Origin of the sequence: Pedobacter cryoconitis (assembly GCF_014207135.1) — a bacterium.
GTDB lineage: Bacteria > Bacteroidota > Bacteroidia > Sphingobacteriales > Sphingobacteriaceae > Pedobacter > Pedobacter cryoconitis_D.
On the sequence record NZ_JACHCC010000014.1, the window covers coordinates 1 to 25,113 of the forward strand.

At 40.2% G+C, this 25,113-nt stretch carries 22 protein-coding genes; 8 read left to right on the plus strand and 14 right to left on the minus strand.

Annotation, left to right across the window (positions count from 1 at the left end; genetic code table 11):
• Positions 1–5,930 (minus strand): PKD-like domain-containing protein (locus HDF25_RS22580; RefSeq protein WP_221451006.1); only part of this gene is annotated, 5,930 nt, incomplete at its 3' end.
• A 1,010-nt stretch (positions 5,931–6,940) separates the two neighbouring features.
• Between HDF25_RS22580 and HDF25_RS22585 the strand changes: the two genes are divergently transcribed.
• Positions 6,941–7,126, plus strand: coding sequence for a hypothetical protein (locus HDF25_RS22585; RefSeq protein ID WP_183879113.1), 186 nt, complete (start codon positions 6,941–6,943; stop codon positions 7,124–7,126).
• A gap of 60 nt (positions 7,127–7,186) precedes the next feature.
• Here HDF25_RS22585 and HDF25_RS22590 read toward each other — a convergent pair whose 3' ends face one another.
• Both HDF25_RS22590 and HDF25_RS22595 read right to left on the minus strand, forming a co-directional pair.
• A complete protein-coding gene (locus tag HDF25_RS22590) occupies positions 7,187–7,651 on the minus strand; it encodes a YMGG-like glycine zipper-containing protein (RefSeq protein ID WP_184628677.1) in 465 nt (154 codons plus the stop codon).
• Between the two features lie 87 nt (positions 7,652–7,738).
• Positions 7,739–7,963: a hypothetical protein gene (locus HDF25_RS22595; protein ID WP_184628678.1), complete on the minus strand. Its 225-nt coding sequence runs from the start codon at positions 7,961–7,963 to the stop codon at positions 7,739–7,741.
• Positions 7,964–8,117: 154 nt separating this feature from the next.
• On the opposite strand from HDF25_RS22595, the gene HDF25_RS22600 reads away from it, so the two are divergent.
• The 6 genes from HDF25_RS22600 to HDF25_RS22625 all read left to right on the plus strand — a co-directional run bounded on the left by HDF25_RS22600 (position 8,118) and on the right by HDF25_RS22625 (position 13,737).
• Positions 8,118–8,324, plus strand: a complete 207-nt coding sequence (locus tag HDF25_RS22600) for a cold-shock protein (protein WP_037438206.1) — start codon at positions 8,118–8,120, stop codon at positions 8,322–8,324.
• A gap of 91 nt (positions 8,325–8,415) precedes the next feature.
• Positions 8,416–9,231: an SDR family oxidoreductase gene (locus HDF25_RS22605; protein ID WP_184628679.1), complete on the plus strand. Its 816-nt coding sequence runs from the start codon at positions 8,416–8,418 to the stop codon at positions 9,229–9,231.
• A gap of 215 nt (positions 9,232–9,446) precedes the next feature.
• A complete protein-coding gene (locus tag HDF25_RS22610; RefSeq protein ID WP_184628680.1) occupies positions 9,447–10,832 on the plus strand; it encodes an MBL fold metallo-hydrolase in 1,386 nt (461 codons plus the stop codon).
• A gap of 257 nt (positions 10,833–11,089) precedes the next feature.
• Complete coding sequence (locus tag HDF25_RS22615) at positions 11,090–12,424, plus strand: OmpA family protein (RefSeq protein WP_184628681.1); 1,335 nt, start codon at positions 11,090–11,092, stop codon at positions 12,422–12,424.
• A 159-nt stretch (positions 12,425–12,583) separates the two neighbouring features.
• Entirely contained in the window at positions 12,584–13,303 is a 720-nt protein-coding gene (locus HDF25_RS22620; protein ID WP_184628682.1) for a DUF4386 domain-containing protein, read from the plus strand.
• The gene (locus HDF25_RS22625; protein ID WP_184628683.1) at positions 13,303–13,737 is read left to right on the plus strand and encodes a DUF6326 family protein; all 435 of its coding nucleotides are present in this window, start codon (positions 13,303–13,305) and stop codon (positions 13,735–13,737) included. Before HDF25_RS22620 ends, HDF25_RS22625 begins: the two co-directional genes overlap by 1 nt.
• An 87-nt stretch (positions 13,738–13,824) precedes the next feature.
• Here HDF25_RS22625 and HDF25_RS22630 read toward each other — a convergent pair whose 3' ends face one another.
• From HDF25_RS22630 to HDF25_RS22670, 9 genes are all read right to left on the minus strand, one after another.
• On the minus strand, positions 13,825–14,166 hold the full coding sequence (locus HDF25_RS22630; protein WP_184628684.1) for a hypothetical protein: 342 nt from the start codon (positions 14,164–14,166) through the stop codon (positions 13,825–13,827).
• Between the two features lie 4 nt (positions 14,167–14,170).
• On the minus strand, positions 14,171–15,271 hold the full coding sequence (locus HDF25_RS22635; protein WP_184628685.1) for an NADH:flavin oxidoreductase: 1,101 nt from the start codon (positions 15,269–15,271) through the stop codon (positions 14,171–14,173).
• Between the two features lie 11 nt (positions 15,272–15,282).
• A complete protein-coding gene (locus HDF25_RS22640; protein WP_184628686.1) occupies positions 15,283–15,582 on the minus strand; it encodes an ArsR/SmtB family transcription factor in 300 nt (99 codons plus the stop codon).
• Between the two features lie 86 nt (positions 15,583–15,668).
• The gene (locus HDF25_RS22645; protein ID WP_184628687.1) at positions 15,669–16,607 is read right to left on the minus strand and encodes an L-histidine N(alpha)-methyltransferase; all 939 of its coding nucleotides are present in this window, start codon (positions 16,605–16,607) and stop codon (positions 15,669–15,671) included.
• Between the two features lie 4 nt (positions 16,608–16,611).
• Positions 16,612–17,760: an ergothioneine biosynthesis protein EgtB gene (gene egtB / locus HDF25_RS22650; protein WP_184628688.1), complete on the minus strand. Its 1,149-nt coding sequence runs from the start codon at positions 17,758–17,760 to the stop codon at positions 16,612–16,614.
• 1 nt (position 17,761) lies between these two features.
• Positions 17,762–19,330 (minus strand): ABC transporter permease/substrate-binding protein, encoded by a 1,569-nt coding sequence (locus tag HDF25_RS22655; protein WP_184628689.1) that lies wholly within the window; start codon positions 19,328–19,330, stop codon positions 17,762–17,764.
• 1 nt (position 19,331) lies between these two features.
• Positions 19,332–20,228 carry an ABC transporter ATP-binding protein gene (locus HDF25_RS22660; RefSeq protein ID WP_184628690.1) on the minus strand — a complete coding sequence of 299 codons (897 nt, stop codon included), beginning with the start codon at positions 20,226–20,228 and terminating at the stop codon, positions 19,332–19,334.
• Positions 20,229–21,608 (minus strand): mercuric reductase, encoded by a 1,380-nt coding sequence (locus HDF25_RS22665; RefSeq protein ID WP_184628691.1) that lies wholly within the window; start codon positions 21,606–21,608, stop codon positions 20,229–20,231.
• Between the two features lie 54 nt (positions 21,609–21,662).
• Complete coding sequence (locus tag HDF25_RS22670; protein WP_184628692.1) at positions 21,663–22,832, minus strand: aminotransferase class V-fold PLP-dependent enzyme; 1,170 nt, start codon at positions 22,830–22,832, stop codon at positions 21,663–21,665.
• Between the two features lie 129 nt (positions 22,833–22,961).
• On the opposite strand from HDF25_RS22670, the gene HDF25_RS22675 reads away from it, so the two are divergent.
• On the plus strand, positions 22,962–24,251 hold the full coding sequence (locus HDF25_RS22675; RefSeq protein WP_184628693.1) for an acetyl-CoA hydrolase/transferase family protein: 1,290 nt from the start codon (positions 22,962–22,964) through the stop codon (positions 24,249–24,251).
• Between the two features lie 78 nt (positions 24,252–24,329).
• On the opposite strand, the gene HDF25_RS22680 is transcribed toward HDF25_RS22675, so the two are convergent.
• The gene (locus HDF25_RS22680; protein ID WP_184628694.1) at positions 24,330–24,896 is read right to left on the minus strand and encodes a helix-turn-helix domain-containing protein; all 567 of its coding nucleotides are present in this window, start codon (positions 24,894–24,896) and stop codon (positions 24,330–24,332) included.
• A 1-nt stretch (position 24,897) separates the two neighbouring features.
• A complete protein-coding gene (locus HDF25_RS22685; RefSeq protein ID WP_184628695.1) occupies positions 24,898–25,110 on the minus strand; it encodes a heavy-metal-associated domain-containing protein in 213 nt (70 codons plus the stop codon).
• Between the last annotated feature and the right edge of the window lie 3 nt (positions 25,111–25,113).

Genomic DNA, 25,113 nt, shown 5'->3' on the forward strand with positions numbered 1-25,113 from the left:
ATCTTAAAAGTCAATGGCAGACCCGCACAACCTACCGCAGAAACTGGGGTGACAGTAATCTTAGAAACTACTGCTGCATTGGTTAAGTTCGTTGCTGTAAATGCAGGAAGTGTCCCTTCACCCGAAGCAGCTAGTCCAATAGCCGTATTATCATTGCTCCATTTATAAGTATCTCCACTGATATTACCACTTAAAGTAAAAACTGGTACTGGATCAGTATTGCAGTAAACTTTATCCGTGATAGCCGCTACATTGGAAGTCGGGTTTACTGTAATCTTAAAAGTCAATGGCAAACCCGCGCAACCTACCGCAGAAACTGGGGTGACAGTAATCTTAGAAACTACTGCTGCATTGGTTAAGTTCGTTGCCGTAAATGCAGGAAGTGTCCCTTCACCCGAAGCAGCCAGACCAATAGCCGTATTATCATTGCTCCATTTATAAGTATCTCCACCGATATTACCACTTAAAGTAAAAACTGGTACTGGATCAGTATTGCAGTAAACTTTATCCGTGATAGCCGCTACATTGGAAGTCGGGTTTACTGTAATCTTAAAAGTCAATGGCAAACCCGCGCAACCTACCGCAGAAACTGGGGTGACAGTAATCTTAGAAACTACTGCTGCATTGGTTAAGTTAGTTGCCGTAAATGCAGGAAGTGTCCCTTCACCCGAAGCAGCCAGACCAATAGCCGTATTATCATTGCTCCATTTATAAGTATCTCCACCGATATTACCACTTAAAGTAAAAACTGGTACTGGATCAGTATTGCAGTAAACTTTATCTGTAATGGCCGCTACATTAGAAGTTGGGTTTACTGTAATCTTAAAAGTCAATGGCAGACCCGCGCAACCTACCGCAGAAACTGGGGTGACAGTAATCTTAGAAACTACTGCTGCATTGGTTAAGTTCGTTGCCGTAAATGCAGGAAGTGTCCCTTCACCCGAAGCAGCTAGTCCGATTGAAGTATTGTCATTGCTCCATTTATAAGTATCTCCACTGATATTACCACTTAAAGTAAAAACTGGTACTGGATCAGTATTGCAGTAAACTTTATCTGTGATAGCCGCTACATTGGAAGTTGGGTTTACTGTAATCTTAAAAGTCAATGGCAGACCCGCACAACCTACCGCTGAAACTGGGGTGACAGTAATCTTAGAAACTACTGCTGCATTGGTTAAGTTAGTTGCCGTAAATGCAGGAAGTGTCCCTTCACCCGAAGCAGCTAGTCCAATTGAAGTATTGTCATTGCTCCATTTATAAGTATCTCCACTGATATTACCACTTAAAGTAAAAACTGGTACTGGATCAGTATTGCAGTAAACTTTATCTGTGATAGCCGCTACATTGGAAGTTGGGTTTACTGTAATCTTAAAAGTCAATGGCAGACCCGCACAACCTACCGCAGAAACTGGGGTGACAGTAATCTTAGAAACTACTGCTGCATTGGTTAAGTTCGTTGCCGTAAATGCAGGAAGTGTCCCTTCACCCGAAGCAGCCAGACCAATAGCCGTATTGTCATTGCTCCATCTATAAGTATCTCCACTGATATTACCACTTAAAGTAAAAACTGGTACTGGATCAGTATTGCAGTAAACTTTATCTGTGATAGCCGCTACATTGGAAGTTGGGTTTACTGTAATCTTAAAAGTCAATGGCAGACCCGCGCAACCTACCGCTGAAACTGGGGTGACAGTAATCTTAGAAACTACTGCTGCATTGGTTAAGTTCGTTGCCGTAAATGCAGGAAGTGTCCCTTCACCCGAAGCAGCTAGTCCAATTGAAGTATTGTCATTGCTCCATTTATAAGTATCTCCACTGATATTACCACTTAAAATAAAAACAGGTACTGGATCAGTATTGCAGTAAACTTTATCCGTGATAGCCGCTACATTGGAAGTTGGGTTTACTGTAATCTTAAAAGTCAATGGCAGACCCGCACAACCTACCGCTGAAACTGGGGTGACAGTAATCTTAGAAACTACTGCTGCATTGGTTAAGTTCGTTGCCGTAAATGCAGGAAGTGTCCCTTCACCCGAAGCAGCTAGTCCGATTGAAGTATTGTCATTGCTCCATTTATAAGTATCTCCACTGATATTACCACTTAAAGTAAAAACTGGTACTGGATCAGTATTGCAATAAACTTTATCTGTAATGGCCGCTACATTGGAAGTCGGGTTTACTGTAATCTTAAAAGTCAATGGCAGACCCGCGCAACCTACCGCTGAAACTGGGGTGACAGTAATCTTAGAAACTACTGCTGCATTGGTTAAGTTCGTTGCCGTAAATGCAGGAAGTGTCCCTTCACCCGAAGCAGCTAGTCCGATTGAAGTATTGTCATTGCTCCATTTATAAGTATCTCCACCGATATTACCACTTAAAGTAAAAACAGGTACTGGATCAGTATTGCAGTAAACTTTATCCGTGATAGCCGCTACATTGGAAGTTGGGTTTACTGTAATCTTAAAAGTCAATGGCAGACCCGCACAACCTACCGCTGAAACTGGGGTGACAGTAATCTTAGAAACTACTGCTGCATTGGTTAAGTTCGTTGCCGTAAATGCAGGAAGTGTCCCTTCACCCGAAGCAGCTAGTCCGATTGAAGTATTGTCATTGCTCCATTTATAAGTATCTCCACTGATATTACCACTTAAAGTAAAAACTGGTACTGGATCAGTATTGCAGTAAACTTTATCCGTGATAGCCGCTACATTGGAAGTCGGGTTTACTGTAATCTTAAAAGTCAATGGCAGACCCGCGCAACCTACCGCTGAAACTGGGGTGACAGTAATCTTAGAAACTACTGCTGCATTGGTTAAGTTCGTTGCCGTAAATGCAGGAAGTGTCCCTTCACCCGAAGCAGCTAGTCCGATTGAAGTATTGTCATTGCTCCATTTATAAGTATCTCCACTGATATTACCACTTAAAGTAAAAACTGGTACTGGATCAGTATTGCAGTAAACTTTATCCGTGATAGCCGCTACATTGGAAGTCGGGTTTACTGTAATCTTAAAAGTCAATGGCAGACCCGCACAACCTACCGCTGAAACTGGGGTGACAGTAATCTTAGAAACTACTGCTGCATTGGTTAAGTTCGTTGCCGTAAATGCAGGAAGCGTCCCTTCACCCGAAGCAGCCAGACCAATTGAAGTATTGTCATTGCTCCATTTATAAGTATCTCCACTGATATTACCACTTAAAGTAAGAACTGGTACTGGGTCAGTATTGCAGTAAACTTTATCTGTGATGGCCGCTACATTGGAGGTCGGGTTTACCGTAATCTTAAAAGTCAATGGCAGACCCGCACAACCTGTGGTAGAAGCCGGGGTCACCGTAATATTGGCCACGGCTGGTGCAGTACCCGCATTTACAGCAGTAAACAACGGTATAGTTCCATTCCCCGAAGCGGCCAGGCCAATAGCCGTATTGTCATTAGTCCAGCTATAAGTTGCAGTAGCAATCGGACCTCCTGGAGTTAATGCAGGAGATACATCATTATTACAATAAACCATGTCAGCAATCGGGTTTACACTGGCAATAGGATTAATAGTAATAGTTCCATTAGCTGTCGGAGAAACGCATGCTCCGGTTGCTGTAACCTGATAACTTAATGAGCCTGCCGTTTTTGGTGTTCCACTGATAGTAAATAAACCTGTTGCAGCATTATAAGATTGACTTAACTCCGCAGGTAACCCTGCCGCAACAGCCCCAGAACCATTAGTCACCTGATAAACAATATTAACTATTGGCTGATTCAGACAAATTACCTGCTGATCAGTCTTTACTGCAGAAGCCAGGCTTATAGTTGTATTTGGTAATACTGTAATCTTACCGACACTAGTGGCTGAAGAACATCCACCTACAGTAGTAACTGTGTATGAGTAATCCCCCGGCAAAGCCAAAGCAGTCGGAGTTCCACTGATAGTCATCTGCTTTGTACTCCCGTCATATACACCTGTAACACCCGGAAGCACTTTATCAAAAACAACGTCATCTATACCTCCAGCATCCTTAGCCTGGAAAACAATTGGCTGTATCGCAGCACCAGCACAGACATTCTGAGTAGCCGGCCCTGATCCTGTAGCAACCCCTATTGTAGCATTTGGTAAAACTGTAATTTTGCTTACTTCAAACGATTTATCTGTACAACCTGTTGCGCTCGAAACACTGATCATATTATAAGTAAACACACCTGCCACATTAGTCGGCTGATTAAATGTCACATTATCGCTCGAGGCTGATGTTGTCTGAGTTTGCACAGGGCTAGTAGTTGTTCCATCAGATACAGTATAAGTAAAAGTATAAGGGCTTGTACCATTTGTGCCTTTAAAAGTAATTGGGATAGCAGCACTCCCCAGGCATACAGATTGAGTAATTGGTGAAATCGTTGCAGTCATAGTAGGATTAACTGCTAAAACTACCGGGTTCGAAGCCACACTACACGTTCCCGCCAGGGTACTGACTACGACCCTGTACTGATTGTTATTTGCAGCAAGCTGTATATTACTGATAGAAAGCGTACTAGTCGCCGATCCTGATATACTACCACCATCAGTAAGATTTGTCCATACCCCTATGGCATTCAGATATTGCCATTGATAAAGGATACCAGTTCCGGAAGCAACTACAGAAGTGGTGAATGTCGACCCTTTACAAACAGTAGTCCCTACAGGCTGCGTGGTAATTATCGGAGTGAAGATATTAAAAGTAGCCGTACCCGTAGTAGATAAAGCACCATAAATATCCATGAAATTAAAATTGATTGATGCAGAACTACCACTAAACCCTACAGCAGGATTGAAAGTCAGCATTTTAGTAATAACAGGATCAAAACTAAAAATTCCAGCAGATGTGGTGACAGTCTGCTGAATACCAGGAGTGATCGGATCAAGGTCTACATTATATGGATTTGGAGCACCGCCCGCATTCGGAGTAGTAGCTCCTGATAAGATATCTAAACTGCCAGTAACACCTTGGCATATACTTGTTTGAGGATTCGGCGCAACTGGTGTTGCTAAAAACTTAGGGTCAACAGTTAAACTCAGTCCTCTTATTTCATGAAAGTTAGTACTCCCGCCTGTTGAAGATGAGATTCCATATTTCAATCCCTGCACAGGAATAGGTGTGGTATAAGGGTAATTAGTAACGACCTTAGTAATCGTACTTCCATGTTTGACACTCACATTTATAAACAGGCCACCTCCCGGTCTTGGTACCAGGTTAATAAATACCTTGCGATATTCAGGTGCCCCGTCAACAGCTCCCCGCAGATTCCCGGCAATACTAAACTGATCTACACCGGTAAGCGCTGAGGTCTGAGTCGTTTTAAGCCAGGGATAATTTGTACTTACAGCAGCCGAACCATTTCCTGCACCACGCAAGGTTATATTATCACTGACTTGTCCCGCAGGATCCCCCCCCTGCCTGTTCTCGTTATTATTTGAATAATTCCCAAATTCGTCTAACCCAATCCCCAGGTAACCAGAACTAACACCAGGATAAGTAATCTTATTCTGATATAGCTGTGCATATCCTAAAGACCCTCCAAATCCTCCTATATTAAAACTTGAGGAATTAACCGCAGCATCAAACAGAAAAAAACAAATTCCATCAGCACCAGTCCCCCCATACGTAAAATATTCAAATTCAATATTTAAACCATATGTACCCAGGAAAACATTATTAGAATAAACATAAGCTTTTTGATTTCCTGTATTATCAGTCAATCGCAGATAACCGTTTCCTTCAGTATCAATAGACGTGGCTGTTAGGAAAGCTGGCTTCGCCCCTCCAAACACCACATCCGACTTATTCGTAGTAGAATTCCTAAAGGTTTCATTGTAAGGAAACTGAGCTTTCGAGAAAAAAGGATTTAGTGTAAGTAACAGAAAAACCAGTAGAAGTGTACAGTTATACGCTCCCCTACGATTCATAAGCTCTGTGAACGAGCATATCATCGAAGTAAACCTTTTTAAGAGTTTAAAACGGAGCGGTTTTTTCATAGAAAGCGTTAGCGTAGACTAATCAACGTATCCTGCTTATCACTAATGCAAAAACTAATCGGGATTTATAAAGCCATCAAATAACACCAGAGAGTTAAAAACCTCGAATATCTCCGAATCAATATTTCACATTAGTTAATAATACAATTTACCCCCACAAAATAGGAACAATTAATAGTATTTTCCAAATTTTGAACGCTCAAAATTCATTTTTAATAATTTTTGTGCCAAAAATTATTTATCAAGCCATATTTAATATAAAAAACACTTCTAAAAGTTGTACACTCATATCCTTGTTTATATAAATCGTATTAAACACAAGTACATAGCTATTCAATCCAGATCCCTAGATACAAAACTATTTTAAAAAACAAGAACATAAGAAGTTAAATATTTGTTAACATCAAAGTAAAAGTGTATTTAATTCCCCACAACGGGTAATTAAATACACACATCAACAAAACACAAAAACCAATTATCAGAAAGACTGAATCACTCTCAAAAAGAACATTTTTAAAACAAAAAGAACTAATTTAACTTAAAAAGATATTTTAAATGTTTTAAACAAATAAATAAACCCAATTAATTATCTTTAAAGAATAATTAATACATTATCAATACAGATTCCCCACTTCACACCTACCAATCAACAGATCAAAACAGGGCATATTCTATCGCAACAAAGACAGATCAGCCAGGTCCCTTTCGTAAATAAATTTTTTTTCGTATATTTGCGGAGAACGGAGTATAAACACAGACTCTCTTAATACTTACTTGCTAATCAATCCATTTGATTAGATTCAATTTCTCCTGGCTACCCAACCGTTGTTGCCCGGGAATTTAAGTTATATTCGGGCTAGATCGATCCACACCAATGGTTATGGAACGCCTTAACAAGTAACAGCAGAGAAGAGTTATTTTTTAATTAAACAGGGAAATTTATGGCTAAATCTCAGGCGACCTTCATGAAGAAGCAACTAGAAAAAAACAGGCAGAAGAAGAAAGAGGATAAAGAACAGCGCAAAGAAGAACGCAAACAAAATTCTACAGGTGGTGATTTGGAAAGTATGATGGCATACGTAAATGAATTTGGTGAAATTGTATCTACACCACCAGAAAAGAAATAAATAAAAAAGCCTGATCTAAATAGATCAGGCTTTTTTATTTATTTCTTTTCTTGCTTCTAATTAATTCGACGCAACTCTACCGGATCTCTTATCCTGTCCACGACCGATCAGATATCCTGCACCAGCACCTGCTACCCCACCAATAATAGCACCTCTACCTTTCTTTTTATCAATAAGTGCTCCACCTAATCCACCAGCACCAGCACCAATAACAGTTCCCAGGGCCGCACTACTCCATCCTTTTTTCTTTGCCTTAACAGGAGCCTGATGATTATCGGTTGATGCCATAGTAGCAGCAGGAGCATTTTCAGCAGCTTTAGCAGAAGCCAACATCAAAACTCTTTTCTCATCCTGAATTTTAGCGGCCTGTTGTTTTTGAACCAAGTCAGCTTTTTTAAAACTATCTAAACGTATACTGTCTTTTACAGCTTTAATTGCCGCTAGCTTAATAGCTTCTTCCTTTTTAGCATTAGTACATGCTGTAAATGCAAGAGCAATAGCGAGTATGGCGAATATCCTTTTCATAATGTGTGTGTTAAATAATTAATCTATATTAATTAAATGCTAAAATGATGCCACAATTAATTTAGCACCCATTATACAGAGCATAAATCATTTATCCATTAATGGAGAATGGCCCGGTAATTCTTTTGTATTATGACTATCATCCTCACCATCAGGATTATGAGAAATCCTATCATTATCATTGTTGTAATTCGCCCTTCCCGGGTTCACAGAAGAATAATCGGCATCTAGTCCTAAATTATCAGCATCCGGATAATCAGCCGAGTCCCGCTCACTGTTACCCGTTTTAATCCTGTTCTTTTCTCTTTCCATAATTTATCAAAGACTCATCTTTTATACTTTATTAATAACAAAAGTCATCGGCTGCTGTTTGTTCAATTCCCGTAAAACTAAAAGAATAAGCAATTAAGATTTTGGATATTAGTATTCAATTGATTATTTTCACAGCGAAATTTATAATATTAATATGCGTACAACAGGAAAAGTTAAATGGTTTAATTCTGCAAAAGGGTTTGGTTTTATAACTCCAGAAGATGGAGGAAAAGATATTTTCGTGCATTTTTCTGCAATTGCAGGAGATTCATTCAGAGAATTGAATGAAGGTGACAATGTAGAATTCGAATTAAATGACGGTAAAAAAGGCCCTGAGGCTTCTAATGTAACTGTTCTTTAAGAAATTCGTTAAATTGAGAAAAGGGGTGGTGCAATGCATCACCCCTTTTCTTTTTATAAACTGCTGCTCAAAAGAGATAAGCTAAATCACTATGTTAAACGAAAAAATCAGCATACTTGGTTGCGGATGGTATGGTTTTGCCCTGGCTAAGCAATTAGTAAAAAAAGGTTATACGGTCAACGGATCTACAACTACCCCTAAAAAATTAGCCGATTTAGAACAATCAGGGATAAACCCATATCTTATCAGCTTTACCGAAGATGAAGATGACCCCAACCCCGTTTTTTTCGATTGTTCTGTTTTAATAATCTGTATTCCTCCAAAAAGAAACACAGCCGAACAGCATACTTTCTCTTCAAAAATAGCACGTATCTCAGCAGCAGCTACACTTAATAAAGTAGCTGACATCATTTTTATCAGTTCGACATCCGTTTACGCGGATCACCAGGGAGAAGTTAACGAACTAACCCTCCCTACTCCTGAAACTGACTCTGGTAAAGTAATGCTGGCTGCCGAATTACTCCTAAAAAGTAATACTACTTTCCGCACCACCATTCTTAGATTTGGTGGATTAATCGGTCCCGGAAGAGACCCAGGAAGGTTCTTTGCTGGAAAAATAGCTATATCCAACGGAAATGCCCCTGTAAATCTAATCCATCTGTCAGATTGCATTGGACTTACGCTGAGTATTATTGAACAACGGGCTTTTGGCTATACTTGTAATGCATGTTCACCGGATCATCCTTCACGTACTGCTTTTTATACTGCAGCTGCATTAAAATCAGAACTTGATTTACCTCAGTTCAACGACGAGTTGCTCAACTGGAAACTGGTTCATAGTATATATATACCTCAGAAAGTCAACTATGACTTTAAGACCTCCCTGCTCGATGAGCTGAACTTGTAAAGTTTACTATTTTTTAATCATCTTGTATTACAATAAAATACAAAACAAAGGAAAATGATTTTCCCTATATTGATAATCCTTAGCTTTTAAAATGATATATTGCTAATCTTTTTATTCTTTTTAAACTTATTCAAAGCAGGAAAGAGTAAGAGTTTGCTTAATGTTATCTGATAAATTTAAACAAACTCTATGATTGCAGGAAAACAGATACAGACATGAAATTAACGATTTGGGGAGCAGCGAAACAAGTAACAGGAAGTATGCACCTGCTTCAATCGCAAAATTACAACATACTGATTGATTGTGGACTCGATTATGAAAAGGATACTTTTCAGGAAGAGAACCAGTATTTTCCATTTGACCCTTCGTCAATAGACGTCGTAATTTTAACTCATGCACACATTGACCATTCAGGAAATTTACCTACTCTGGTAAGAATGGGCTTTAATGGCCAGATACTTTGTACCCCACCAACTGCCGACCTGACGGAACTCTTACTGATGGACTCGGTCAATGTATTTCTGAGTAAACAGAATAAACGAGGAAGAGGAAAAAGAGCCGGATCAGGCCCAAAACCATTATATCTTCATAAACATGTGATGGATGTAATGGACCGTTTTGTGACCGTATCCTTTGATAAGGATTTTAATATTACTGAAGATATAGCCCTGCGTTTTATTCCTGTAGGTCATTTATTAGGAGCAGCAGCTGTGGTATTAACTATTCAGGAAAATGGCCAGGAGAAAAAGATTGCTTTCACCGGTGATATCGGCCGCAAAAACTATCCCGTACTGGTTGACCCGCAGCCAATTCCTGAAGTAGACTATTTGGTTTCTGAATCCACATACGGAGGAAGGCTCCATAGTAAAGACACAACAATTGAGCAGAAACTCGTAGAAACAATTAACGAAACCTGTGTTAAATTTCCAGGGAGACTGATCATTCCGGCCTTTAGTATCGGAAGAACTCAGGCTTTAGTCTATTCGCTAAATAAGATCTTCAGCGAAGGACTATTACCACCTGTAAAAATATTTGTCGACAGTCCACTAGCCAGCTTTGCTACTGATGTTTACCGTAAACATCATCATTTACTGAATGAAGAATCACAGGATTTTTATAATCGGAAAGGGGACGAATTTGAATTTGAAGAACTCTCTTATGTCCAGGACAAACGAGAAAGCCTCTCGATTTCCAATTATCATGAGCCTTGTATCATTATCTCTTCAGCAGGAATGCTGGAGGGCGGTCGTATACAGGATCACTTATATCATAATATCCAGAATTACTATTGCACAATCCTGTTTATAGGTTATTGCGCCAAGGGTACTTTAGGGAACCGACTGCTAAGAGGAGACCCTATAGTCCGTTTACGTCATCGTGACCTTATGGTTTTTGCAACTATTAAACAAACAGATCTGCTCAGCGGACATGGTGATCATGACGATCTGATGAACAATGTCTTGCAACAACGGCCCGAAAAATTAAAAAAAGTATTTCTTGTTCATGGAGAATCTAAAAGTCTGGAAAGTCTGGCAACTGCAATTTCGGAAGCCGGGTATATAGCAATTATTCCTGAAAAGGGTGAAGTATTTGAGCTTTAACACTTAAATTTCAAGAATAAAAATAAGATAACATAAAGTCAGACGAGCTATTTTGTAGCAAATACTATACAGTTTATTAAAATCCATCTGGCAAAGGCCAATCTCGAACAAAACGCCAAACTTACACACAAGTAACTCACTATCAACACATTTAATACATAAAAAAACAACACATCTCTTTTTTTGGCAGGGTTATTACGTATTGACTATCATTCAGCAACAAACTGAACATTTAATATCTAACTAGAAATATAGAGATGAACTCAAGAATTACAAAATCGGCTTTGATATTATCCTTAGTAGGATTATCAACCTCATTATTTGCTCAGGACATGAATCCTGATACAACAAAGCGTTTTGAGAAGAAAGATTTCCGTACCTGGTCAATAGGTTTAAACGGTGGTATGTTAACTCACTACACTCCTTTCAATAACAGAGCTAACGGGGATTTCGCCACACCACAAGAAAGCTGGGGTTACGGAGGTTACATTAAGAAACAAATCCTTCCTTCATTTGGTATCCAGGCTGACTTTCTCGCAGGTAAGGTGAAAGGATTAAGAGCTAACAATGCTGATGGTAGTGTACAACAAAACACTAGTTTTGAAACACGTATTGATTGGTCAGCAGCAGTTAGTGGTAACTTTACTATTGCAAACATGAGTTTAAATCACAAACGTTCAGTGATTTCACCTTATTTGACAGCTGGTGCAGGTTATATGTCTTCAAGTGCAAAAACTAATGCATTGCCAACAGCTGGCGTAGATGCAGGAAGTACTAATTATGGAGAACATTGGTTCATTCCGGTTGGCGCAGGCTTAAAATTCGGTTTATCAAAAGGTGTTAACCTTGACTTAGGATACACAGTTAACTTCATGAAAACCAATAACTTTGATGGTGTAAGAAGTGCTACCAATGACAAATTCACTTATGCACATGCAGGCGTCGAGATTGCATTGGGTAAAAGAGGAACTTCTCAACTACAGAACTTTAGTCCTATTGCGGCCGTTCGTGAAGAAAGTGCAGCCGAAAGTGCTGAGTTAAGAAGAGCATTATCTACCTCTGAGCAAAACAGACTGAGAGATCAGGAGCAATACGCAAAAGACATGGGTGATGAAGATGGTGATGGTGTAGCTAACAAATTTGACAAATGTCCTGGAACACCTCCAAATACAGTTGTTGATGGTGCTGGTTGCCCGTTAAAAACTCCAAAACAAATCATTAAAGAAAAAGTAATCGTTACAGCTGAAGATCGTAAAGTTGTTGATGAAGCCATCAGAAACTTAGAGTTTGATTTAGGTAAAGCGACATTACGTCCAACTTCTTACAACACATTAAACAGAGTTGCTGCTTTATTAGTAGAGAAAAACTTTAGCTTAAAACTAGCTGGTCACACAGATAACACTGGATCAATGGCTTTAAACTTACGTTTATCGAAAGACAGAGCAGAAGCGATCAAAACTTATTTAGTTTCACAAGGTGCTAATGCATCTCGTATCGAAGCTACTGGTTACGGTCCAAACCAACCAATTGCATCTAACAAAACTGCAGCTGGCCGTCAGAAAAACAGAAGAGTTGAATTCTCTTTATTTTAATCGGAACTGCATTTAAGAATAAGAGAGGGTGTCCAAAAGGCACCCTCTTTTTTTATGCATCATTTTAAATGATCTTTATTACATATAGCTTTTCTTTTTTTAACTTCATGCAACCTCCAATGAAATTTTATCGTCTTGCTTTGGACAGATCTTAAAAATATGGGCTCAAACAAAAAAACAGCAAGAATAGCAGGCTTATTATACCTCATCGTCATTTTAACCGGAACCTTTAACCTGGGATATGTCCCCGATAAACTCATTGTCTGGGGGAATGCTGCAGCTACTTTTAAAAATATTACGGATTCAGAGATGCTATTCCGTCTGGGTATCCTGAGCGGTTTAATCTGTTACCTCGCCTTCCTGTTGTTACCCTTTGTTTTATACCAGTTATTGAAACAGGTTAACAAAACCTCTGCAATACTAATGGTCATATTATCAGCTGTAAGTGTCCCAATTTCTTTAGTGAATACACTCAACAAATTTGCAGTTCTGAATCTGTTAAGCAAATCTGATTATCTCAAAGTATTTGAAATAGAAAAACTGCAATCTCAGGTGATGCTCTATCTTCATTCTTATGAAAATGGGAATCAAATTGCGTCAATATTCTGGGGTTTGTGGCTCCTTCCTTTCGGTTACTTAGTATGCAAGTCCGGATTCCTGCCAAAATTCCTGGGTATCCTGCTAATGATCGGGTGCTTCGGATACCTGATCAACTTTACTGGAGGATTTCTTTTTAAGGATAGTTATAACAAGACAATTATCTCAGACTATGTTACCTTACCCGCCAGCCTTGGTGAAGTTGGCACCTGCTTGTGGCTCCTGATTATGGGGGTTAAGGAAAAGAAACATACAACAGAAAACAATCTAAACAGCATATAATGGATTCAAATCAAACAACCCCGCATATATTGGAGGATTTCAAGATAAATGTAAAGATCAAATTATCTGCACTATGGGCAACAGTAATGTTTTGCTACGTTTATGGCGATATTTTTTCATTATTTGTTCCTGGGCGGATAAAGGACTTGATGCATGGTCAAATGGGGATCGGACCAACTACTCCATCAAATTTATTGGTATTCTCTATAGTACTGGCTATTCCTGCCCTCATGGTATTTCTTTCTTTAACACTCAAACCAAAAATAAACCGCCTGTTAAATATAATCATGGGATTAGTCTATACTATCATTATGATATTGACGGTCCTTGCCTCCATTGCTCCCTGGTGGATCTTTTATATATTTTTAGGTGTTTTAGAGATTATAATTACTTTAACTATCATCTGGCATGCCTGGAAATGGCCCCGGTCTTAAACTCTTTTCATCTATATAAGGTATAAAAAGAGCCTGCCCCATAAATCTATGGTATCAGACTCTTTTTCAAACTATTATAATGAGATCTTAATCAGTTTCTCTCTCCGGCCAATATTCTCCTCTAAGCTCCAGTTCTCCTCTCTGCTGATCAACAAAGACACTCACAACCATCTTTTCTCTTCTTACAGCATCAATTGCTCTGCAAACATTAAATTGCTCCAACTGATAACTAAGTTCTAAAGTGATCAACCCCAACGGAGTATGACTCATACTCTCCGGCATAACTTCTACCCCGCTCGCCTTTTCATGAGGATGATAGGCCTGCAGCATATAAGCAACCTGCTCTGCATACTGGTCAATGGTTTGTATCAGCTGATTGGTTGTTATTGGTAATTCTGAAGAAATCCTGAGTTGAACTGATGATTGCATAAAATTAAACTAATTGTGCAAGCGCATCACTTGTAAAGCCTTTAAGTTCATCCACACGGTGATCACGGATCTTTTGAACCCACTCCGGATCTGCCAGTAATGGTCTGCCAACCGCTACCAGATCAAAGTCTCCTCTATCCATTCTTCTGATTAATTCATCGAGAGAACTAGGTTGAGAAGCTTCTCCGCGGAAAGCACCCATAAAGTCTCCACTTAATCCTACCGATCCAACAGTAATCGTTGCCGCACCTGTTATCTTCTTTGCCCATCCTGCAAAATTCAATTCTGAACCTTCAAATTCAGGTTCCCAGAAACGGCGTTGAGAACAGTGCAGGATGTCTACACCTGCCTCAACCATAGGGTTTAACCATTTTTCCATTTCAGCAGGATTAGCCGCAAGCTTAAAATTATAATCCAGCGGTTTCCACTGGGATAAACGAAGAATAACTGCAAAATCATCCCCCACCTGTCTGCGCACCTCTTTAATTACCTCTACAGCAAAGCGACTTCTTTCGGCCAGTGTTTTACCACCATATTTATCAGTACGATGATTCAGCTGATCCCAGAAAAACTGGTCAATCAGATAACCATGAGCACCATGTATCTCTACTGTGTCGTATCCTAATCTTTTTGCATCAGCCGCAGCTCTTCCATAAGCCGAAATAGCATCAGCGATATCGCTTTCGGTCATTGCTTTTCCATTCAGTTCTCCCGGTTTAACAAAACCTGAAGGACCTTCAAACGGAGATGAAGGTAACCAGCCAGAAGCATGGTTTTCCATTACGCCCATATGCCAGATCTGAGGCCCCATCTGTCCTCCTGCGGCATGTACATCCTGAATGACTTTATCCCATCCCGCCAATGCCTTTTCTCCGTAGAAATGTGGAATTTTTGGGTCGTATGAAGAAGAAGGACGGTCAATCACTGTACCTTCTGACAAAATCAATCCTACGTCACCAGCTGCTCTTTTACGATAATATTCAGCTACATCGGCTGTCGGAATTCCGTCTGGTGAGAATGCACGTGTCATCGGGGCCATCACCAGCCTGTTTTTCATAGTTAAAGTTTTCAGCTTAAAGGGCTGAAACAAACTGTCTGTATTCATATCCATTAAATTTATAGTGAAGTTTCTAAAAGTCGTTTGAGTTCCTGACAGGCTTCTTCATTGCGTTTGTAATAGGTCCACTGCCCTATACGGGTGGATTCTATCAAACCTGTCCGTTGAAGAACCGACAAATATTCTGAAATAGTTGACTGTGTAAGCTGAGCTTTTTGGTGGATCTGACCCACACAAACGCCCACCTCTTTCATGTCTACCTCTTGAGGAGGGAAATTCAGTTCCGGCTCTTTGAGCCATTGCAAAATCATTAATCTTGTCTTATTTGACAGTGCTTTAAACACTTCTACCTGATCCATAAGACAAAGATATATCGACTTTTCCCGATATATCTATTAAATGATTCTTTTTGACAAAATACTGATGTTCAGTTCAGAAAACGAGCTTAGATACACTGCCAGACCGTATCCACAAACCATTTTTTATGGTCAAAGAAATGTGCGACACTTTTAAAACCGGCAATTTTTGCCATCTCTTCAGTTTCCTCTACACTATATTTCTGTGAAATCTCCATATAAATAGGTTCATTCTCTTTAAAATGAAAAGACTGTCCAGAAATCCTGACCTCTTGTTCAATCCTGCTGACGAGATAACTTTTACAGGCACCGGTTACCGGGTCATAGGTTGGATAATGTTCAAATTGCTCTGTATCAAAATCACCATCCAGCTCATTATTAATCCGGTGGAGCAGGTTCAGGTTAAAGTCCCTGGTAAATCCTGCCGCATCATTATAGGCAGCAAGGATAGTACGCGGGTTCTTTTTCAAATCAAAACCTACCAGCACGAGATCCCCTTCCTGCAAAGAAGCACGTATTTTACGGCAAAATTCAATTGCATTTTCCGGTGTTTCATTCCCAATATTCCCGCCCAGCAGTAAAACAACTTTTTTCCTGAAGGAGATATGATTTGCCTTTTCCAGCATTTCAAAATACTCACCGTTTAATCCATGCACTTTAAGCCCCTCGATTTTCTCGGGCAATGACTGCTCTAAATGCACGATCATAGCAGAAGAAATATCTATAGGCATATAGGTGAAATCAACCTTTGTATCTATTAGTTCTTTTAGCAGATAGCTTGATTTAGTAGCATCTCCGGCTCCCATCTCGATCAGGTCAAAAGTATTAAATCCATTTTTCAGAGCTATAGCCAGGTCTGTAGTCCTGTCCCTGAAAATCTCCTTCTCACAATTAGTGGGATAATATTCCGGGCAATCCATGATTTCCTGGAACAGCTTATCCCCTTTCCCATCATAGAAATACTTAGAATTTAAACTCTTTTGTGTTTGACTTAGATCCTGTAAAACCTCTTTTAGAAATTGATTCATATAGTTATTTTGAGAGCCTTATACCGCTGAACATCCAGCGCAGATTTGGGTGAAAAAAGTTTCTGTATGTGTTCCTGCTGTGGTTTGCGGGAGTCGCAACTGATGCACCACGCAGTACTTTCTGATTGACCATAAATTTACCATTATATTCTCCAAGTGCTCCCGGAGCTTTAGAGAATCCAGGATAAGGAAGGTAAGCACTTTCTGTCCATTCCCAAAGTTTACCCCAGGAAAATTGTGCAGATGCGACCTCCCATTCAAATTCCGTCGGCAAACGCATTCCTTTCCATTGGGCATAGGCCGATGCTTCATAATAACTTATATGGGAAACAGGAGAATCCAGCTTTAAGACTTCCAAACCCGATAAACTATAGCGATGCCATTGTCCATTTATTTCATACCAGTAAAGGGGTGATTGAATACCCGTCTCCTTTAACCAGTCCCAGGCCTCTGCATGCCATAGGTTAAAATCCTCATATCCACCAGCTTCAATAAATTCAAGATATTCGGCATTACTCACCAGCCGGGTAGCAATACTGAAATTCTGTATATATACTTTATGTCTGCCTAATTCATTATCGAAATGGAACTGGTCTCCCTGGTAACCTATCTCATATACACCTTCCCTGAAATCAACCCAGCCATCGGCTCCTGTCTCCAGCTGTTGTTCTATATTTTTCAAAGCATAAGAAGGGAAAAGTGGGTTGTGCCCCAGGATGTATTTAATATCATACCATAACAGCTCCTGATGCTGCTGTTCATGGTTTAAACCTAGAATCAGCAGTTCTTCTATTTCATCATTTACACCGCTGCGGAGGAATTTCTGCATGGCTTCATCTACATAGGCACGGTAATGGAAAATATCATCTACTGTAGGCCTGCTCAGGTTCCCCCTGTCCGTACGGATTACCCTTGCACCAATATTCTCATAATAGCTATTGAACACATAATTATAATCAGCATTAAAAGGTTGATAGGCTACAGCATGAGGAATTAGAATAAATGTCTCAAAAAACCAGGTGGTATGACCCAGATGCCACTTTGGCGGACTGACCTCAACAACTGGCTGTACTACGTAGTCTTCTTTTTGCAATTCAGCACATATAGATACGCTATGTGACCTTACTGCGGAGTATTGCTCCCAGAGTGACATATTAATTTTGATTTAGATGGTTGGTTAAGTCTGTTATGGTTTTAATCTGCAAACTTTGTGCCTGTTCTCTTCTCATCATCAAGGCATAAGCATTATTAAAGCCTATAGGCTTTAGCCACTTGATATTAAACTGATGTTTAAATTCTCTGCTTACATAATGGTATACCCCATCAATATCACCCGCCAGGCCTTTTAGTGTTTTTTCGTCCGGTTTAAGTAAGACCAGAAACCCTGTGCCGGTATACTCCGGATAAAAATCTATCTGATTATTGGTCAGTGCATCAAAACATATCTTCGTTCCTCCCAGACCAGACTTAGTAATAACGTTCAGATTGGTATTACCCCTGATCAGTATTTTATAAATCTGCGCCAGGATATATTGCTCACCAAAGATTTTAGAACCTATCCTTATTGTTCCATGCCCCGCAGCTCTGGCTGGCTTATAAAGATGATGTGCCATTGTAAAATCCAGAGCCACTTTTTCAGGACTTTCCTTGAGCTGGTCCACTTTATAGTTCATCGCAGTCATAGTCGAATCATTGATGTAACCTGATAACTGGTTCAATACCCCTTCCAGTTCAGGATACTGATCGAGCACCTCCTGACGGACAAGAGGTGCGGCGTAATAAGGTGGAAAGATATGTTTATCATCCTTCAATGTAATTAAGTCATAAGCTTTAAGTCTTCCGTCAGTACTATAACCACTGATTACATCCAGCTTCTTTTCAAAAGCAGCTTTATACATGACTGCATCACTAATGACTACAGTTTCAATACCTAATTTATATATTTTCCTGAGTCCGAGATAACCATCTTCCCTACCCATAAATTCGGGGGTAAACCCACCCAGCATCCGGCCTCCGATCTGAGTTGGCAGCAAATAAAAAGAACTGAGGGTAATTAATGCAAACGGAAATACCAGATAGGCTATTCTGATACTTCTGAAATTGATTTTCTGGACCAGTGACAATAGAAAATCCAGTATAATTGCTAACAGGGCAGCAGGTATAGCACCAGCGAGTATCATATTGGAGTTATTAAGTGCAATTCCACCAAAAATAAACTCTCCCAGTCCTCCGGCGGCAATATACGCAGCTAGCGTAGCCACACCGACATTAATTACTGTAGCTGTACGGATTCCGGCCATCAGCACAGGAAAAGCCAAGGGTAATTCAACTTTCATCAGCACCTGCCATTTACTCATTCCCATTCCTTTTGCAGCTTCAATAACAGCAGGATTTACCTCCTTAATACCGGTATAAGTGTTTCTTATAATTGGTAAAAGGGCGTAGAGGAAAAGCGCAAGAATAGCTGGTTTGGGACCAATACCCAAAAATGGAATTAATACGCCCAACAGGGCGATGCTGGGAATAGTTTGTAATATGCCGGCAAATCCGAGTACAAATCCCGATAATTTTTGTCTCCTCGTAATCAGAATACCTAAGGGAATGGCAATGACAATAGCAATAATCAACGAAATCAGTGTAAGCCCCAGATGTGCCCAGGTCTGACTCCATAATTTATCGGATTGCTGAACTACGAATTGCCAGAAACTTTGTTCCTGCTCCATATTATTTCTTTTTATAAGCTAAAAATGCACGCATGAGGTCTTCTATTTTTAACTGTTCTTCTAATGAATCATCATTTCTGATATGAAGTAAAGCCTCCATTTTCTCCCATACGGTAATTTCCTTTTCCGGATACCCAGGCAGAATCTCAGTAACCAGTACTGATTTAAGCTCCAGCTGTAAACGCTGTTCTCTGAAAAAACCTGATACAAACTCATTGGACGGACTAAAAAGCAATTCCTCCGGTGTACCTATCTGTTTAATCTCACCTTTATCCATCAAACAGATCCTGTCTCCCATTTCAAAGGCTTCCTGAACATCGTGAGTCACCATGACCAGCGTCTTTTTGACCAGCTCATCCAGAGCCTTAAATTCATGACGAATCGCAATCCTGGTCAGATTATCCAGGGCACCAAATGGCTCATCCATCAATAAAACAGGTGGGTTCACCATCAGTGATCTGGCCAATCCAACCCGCTGCTGCTGTCCACCACTTAAAGCTGTAGGGTATTTTTCGGCAATTGAAGGATCCAGGTTCAGTTTATGAAAAAGCTCATCAGCTCTTTGCCGGATATCAGTATTTTTCCAGTGCAGCAACCTGGGTACTATGGCTATATTCTCTGCTACTGTATAATGTGGAAAAAGGCCGTGGTTTTGCAAAACATAACCTATTCCCCTTCTCAATTCTTCGGGTTGACGGCTTCTGATGTCTACACCATCAATAAAAACTGTTCCGGAGTCGGGTTCTATGAGTCTGTTGATCATCCTCAATGTTGTTGTTTTACCGCAACCACTGGTTCCCAGTAAGATCAGGTTTTCCCCCTCCTTTACTTCAAAGCTGATCCCGTTGACGGCTACCTGACTACCAAATTTCCTGACCAGATTTTCTGCTTTTATCATTTAGACGATGGACATAAATAAGTTATTGAGTGATTCTGCATATAAGGGATGAGCAAAAATGGCAAACCTGATCTCTTCATAAGTGATTTTACCCATCATCGCCATTTGCAGCACAGACATAATTTCGCCTCCCTGCTCTCCAATAATTGCTGCGCCCAGAATTTGTTTGGTTTTCGGATCTACAACAGCTTTCATAAAGCCCCTGGTTTCCGCTGTTTCGATTGCTCTGGCTACGTTTTTCATCGGAATCTTAGCGACCAGATAATCGAGTCCGAGTTCTTTTGCCTCTACTTCGGTAATCCCTATTCTGCCCAGCTGCGGGTCAGTAAACATACAATAAGGTATCATACGATCTTTGGTACTCATCTTAAGTCCCTCAAGGATATTTTTGGTCACCACAATATAGTCATTATATGAAATATGTGTAAAAGCCGGACCTCCTTTTACATCACCAAGGGCATAGATATGTTTAACTTTGGTTTCCAGGTATTCATTTACTTTTATATGGCCACGGACATCACATTCAACTGCTGTATTTTCCAGCCCTAATGCAGCGGTTTGTGGAACCCTTCCAGAAGCAATCAGTACGTGGCTGCAGGTATGGATATGTTTTTCACCTTTTGAGTCTACAGTGACCTTTATTTTTTCATTTGCCAGGGTCTCAAATTTCAGGACTTTGGATTCGGTTAAAACCTCAATACCATCTTCTTTAAAGATTCCGCTCATAACTTCACAGACATCATCATCTTCTTTAGGCATCAATCTCGAAGACTGCTCCATAATAGTGACTTTAGCTCCCAAACGTTTAAATAATTGCCCGAATTCCAGTCCGATATAACCACCTCCGACAATTAGCAAATGTTCAGGAAGCTCCTGAAGCTCAAGTATAGAGGTTGAAGTGAGATATTTAATTTCTTTAATCCCCTCAATTTCAGGAATACGCGGACTGGCTCCTGTATTGATAAAAATATGTTTAGCACTGTATTTTACCGGATCCCCCTCACTCTCATTCACTGAAACAGTATGATCATCCAGGAATTTAGCCTCACCATAAATCAGCGTCAGGTTTTTTGTATTTTCAATTCCCTTAATTGAACCGTTACGAAATTGCGCTACAATAGCCGATTTACGGGCCATAACAGCCTTGAAATTCACTTTAAAAGAAGACACCTCTATCCCAAGGTCAGTCCTGCCTGCCAGATAGGCCATTCTGGCCGAAGCAACCATAGCCTTGGTTGGGGTACAGCCATCATTGATGCAGGTTCCGCCAACCAGTCTTTTTTCTATCAATACCGTTTTCCATCCGGCATTCGCTAATTTCTTGGCCAGCGGTACACCAGCCTGGCCCGCACCGATTACAATTGCATCAAACTCTTTCATTAAATTCTAATTATGGGATTTAATCAACAATAAAATCACTACCAGAAACAACAATTAAAAGTTCAAAATGGTGACAACTTTCTCTAATTCTTCGGGAGTATTAAAATAATGCGGGGACAATCGTATAGCACTCTCAATGTTTTTCCTGGTAAAATCTATTAGTGCAGAGCTTTTAGAGCTGATAGAGAAGTAAACGCCATGTTGCTTTAGGTGTTCTGATATTTCGTCAGTTGTATGATGATCCATTGTAAAAGTGAGGATATTACTTACCTGTGTCCCCCAATCCTGCAGCTGAAGTCCTTTTATTGCCGCCAGCTTTACTCTGAATGCGGCCATCAGACCGGCATTGTACCTTTCTATATTAGCCATTCCTATAGCGTTAGCATACTTTAGCGCTTCTTTAAGACCTAATTTACCTGCGATCGAAGATTCCCAGAATTCAAATCTTTTCGCTGTCAGTTCCAGCTCGTAATCCTCTTCTGACGTCCATTTTGCACCCAGCATATCAATAAACAATGGTGCCAGATCAGCCTGCAGGGCAGAGTCTGATACATATAAAAAGCCTGTACCCCGCGGCCCGCGAAGGAATTTTCTTCCAGTTGCTGCCAGAAAATCACATTTTAACTTTTTCACATCGACAACCAGCTGTCCGACGGACTGACAGGCATCCAGTAAGTACCATATTTTATATTTCTGACAAATCTCTCCTACTTTTTCAGCGTCCTGGACTAAACCAGAGCTTGTTGGAATATGAGTCAAAGCCACTAATTTAGGCTGATATTCTTTAACCAGCTGTTCAAAGTTCACCAGATCAAGATCTCCGTTTGGTAGATTAACTGCCCGGATAATTTTGACACCAACCCGTTTTTTCAGCGAAATAAAGGTTAGCTGGTTGGAAACATAGTCATCATCTGTAGTAAGTATAATATCTCCTTCCTTAAATGTTATGGAAGAAATAGCTTTTGCATAAGCATCAGTTGCGCTGGTCATATAAGCTATATTTTCGGGATTGCAGTTAAGTAAGCTGGCAGCCTCGGTATAGAATTCTTCTGTTTCTTCAAGACTACTATAAGCCAGTGCATATCCGCCAACCCTCGCTTCTTCAGTTAGATAGCTGATTGTGCGGTCAAATACTGGATCGGGAACTAAAGAGGAACCTGCACTATTGAGGAAAATCTTGTTTTTGCAACCTCTTGTCTCTTTTCTGATGGTATTTATATCCATTTGTTTTAGCAATTTATAATGGGTAAAAGGTAATGAAAAACCTGTAAATCTGATCTATATCACTATAGATTCTGACCCTTATCACACACAAACCCATTAGAAAAAACGTTATTGTTCAAAAAAAATCATATGAGTCAACCTTCCTATATCAGCGCTGAAGAAGCCGTAAAACATATCCGGTCCGGCCAGAGAGTATTTCTTCATGGCAGTGCAGCTACCCCAGTACAACTTATCAAAGCCCTTCAGCAAAGATATGCCGAACTTAAAAAGGTAGAGTTAGTCAGCATCTCCACATTGGGAGATGTAGATTTCAATAATCCCCAATGGCGGGAAAGCTTCTTTTTCAATTCCTTATTTACTTCTGCCAACACCCGAGGTGTGGTTAATAGTGCCAACGGAGATTATGTACCAGTATTTCTAAGTCAGATCCCTAAGTTATTTAAGGAAGGATTTTTACCTCTTGATGTGGCCATTATACAGGTTTCACCCCCTGATATACATGGTTATTGTTCTTTAGGAACATCTGTAGATATTGCCAGGGCAGCAGTAGATACCGCAAAATATGTGATTGCCCAGGTTAATCCAAAGATGCCCCGCACACATGGTGACGGATATATTCACAGCAGTAAGATCAATAGCTTTGTCTGGCACGAATCGGCTTTACCCGAAGTAGATTATTCGGCCAGGGTCAGCGAAGCCATGGTTACTATTGGTCAGCATATCGCCTCGCTTGTTGAAGACGGTGCTACCTTACAGCTGGGAATCGGAGGTATTCCCGATCAGGTATTGAAGAATCTGGGGAACCATAAAAACCTGGGGCTTCATACCGAAATGCTGTCGGACGGGGTGATTCCTTTGATTCAAAGCGGAGTCATCAATAATAGTCTGAAGAGGATAAACCCTGGCAGATCCATCACTTCTTTTATGATAGGAACCACTAAACTTTATGATTTTGTGAATGACAATCCAAGCATCAGAGTGATGGATATTTCTTATGCAAATGATACAAGTGTGATCCGTCAGAACCCAAAAGTCACAGCAATAAACTCTGCGATTGAGCTCGATCTGACTGGTCAGATCTGCGCCGATTCGATGGGAACTTTTCAGTATTCCGGCATAGGCGGACAGATGGATTTCATCCATGGTGCATCGCTGTCTCCGGGAGGAAAACCCATCATCGCCCTACCTTCAATTACCTCAAAAGGGATCTCCAGAATTGTACCATTTTTAAAAGAAGGAGCGGGCGTAGTAACCACCCGCGGACATGTACATTGGGTGGTTACTGAATACGGAAAAGTGAACCTTTTCGGGAAAAGTCTGAAGCAGCGTGCGAAGGCATTAATTGACCTCGCACACCCCGATCATCGTGAAAATCTGGAAAGGAATTGCTTCAAAAGATTCGAAACTAATTTCGAATAGACCACAGTTAAAAACTAAAACAAACTGTTAATCAGAATAAAAACAAAAATCATATAAACAAACAGATCATATATTATTTTAGCCAACCTGATCTAACGGTTTTCTATCTCCGCCTGGTGACGCCTTGTATTTACTGGGCGTTACACCAGTCACTGTCTTGAATTGTGTAGACAAATGAGCACTGCTGCTATAGCCCATCTGGTAGGCAATTTCATTCAGATTAAGCTCTCCATATTCGAGCAGTTCTTTCACTCTCATCACTTTCTGCTGGATGATATATTTTTCAATAGTGATCCCTTCCACGTCCGAAAACAACCGGCTGAGATAAACATATTCCTTGTTTAATTTCTCTGCAATCAGGCTCATCAGACTTTGCCTCAATTCGTATAATTTCGAGTAATGAACCAGCTCAATAACCTGGGTCTTTACCTGCTCCACCAACTGGTCCTTGTCCTTATCAATCAGTTCAAATCCCAGTACCTGAAAGGCTGCTGAAATGTCCTGTAATTTTTCAGGAGAAGGTTCCGGTGAAACGGATACCTTCCCTAATGAAATCTCTTCGACAGAGAACCCCAGATTTTCCAGCTGCTGCCGGACGATCAGGATACATCGGTCACAAACCATATTTTTTACGTGCAGTTGCATATCAAATTAACTCGGCCTGAAAACCTGCCTTTTTTACGGTTTCTATAATCTGTTGTCCCAGGTTTCCGGTTTTACCAATCACTGTTAATACTTTGTCCGCAACATCAGTATCTACTTTCCATTCTTCCAGATCTGTCATCGCATTTAAATGTGGGGTTACAGTAGCGATACATCCGCCACACTTGATATTCGTTTTAAATTTTAAAGTTTCCATAAT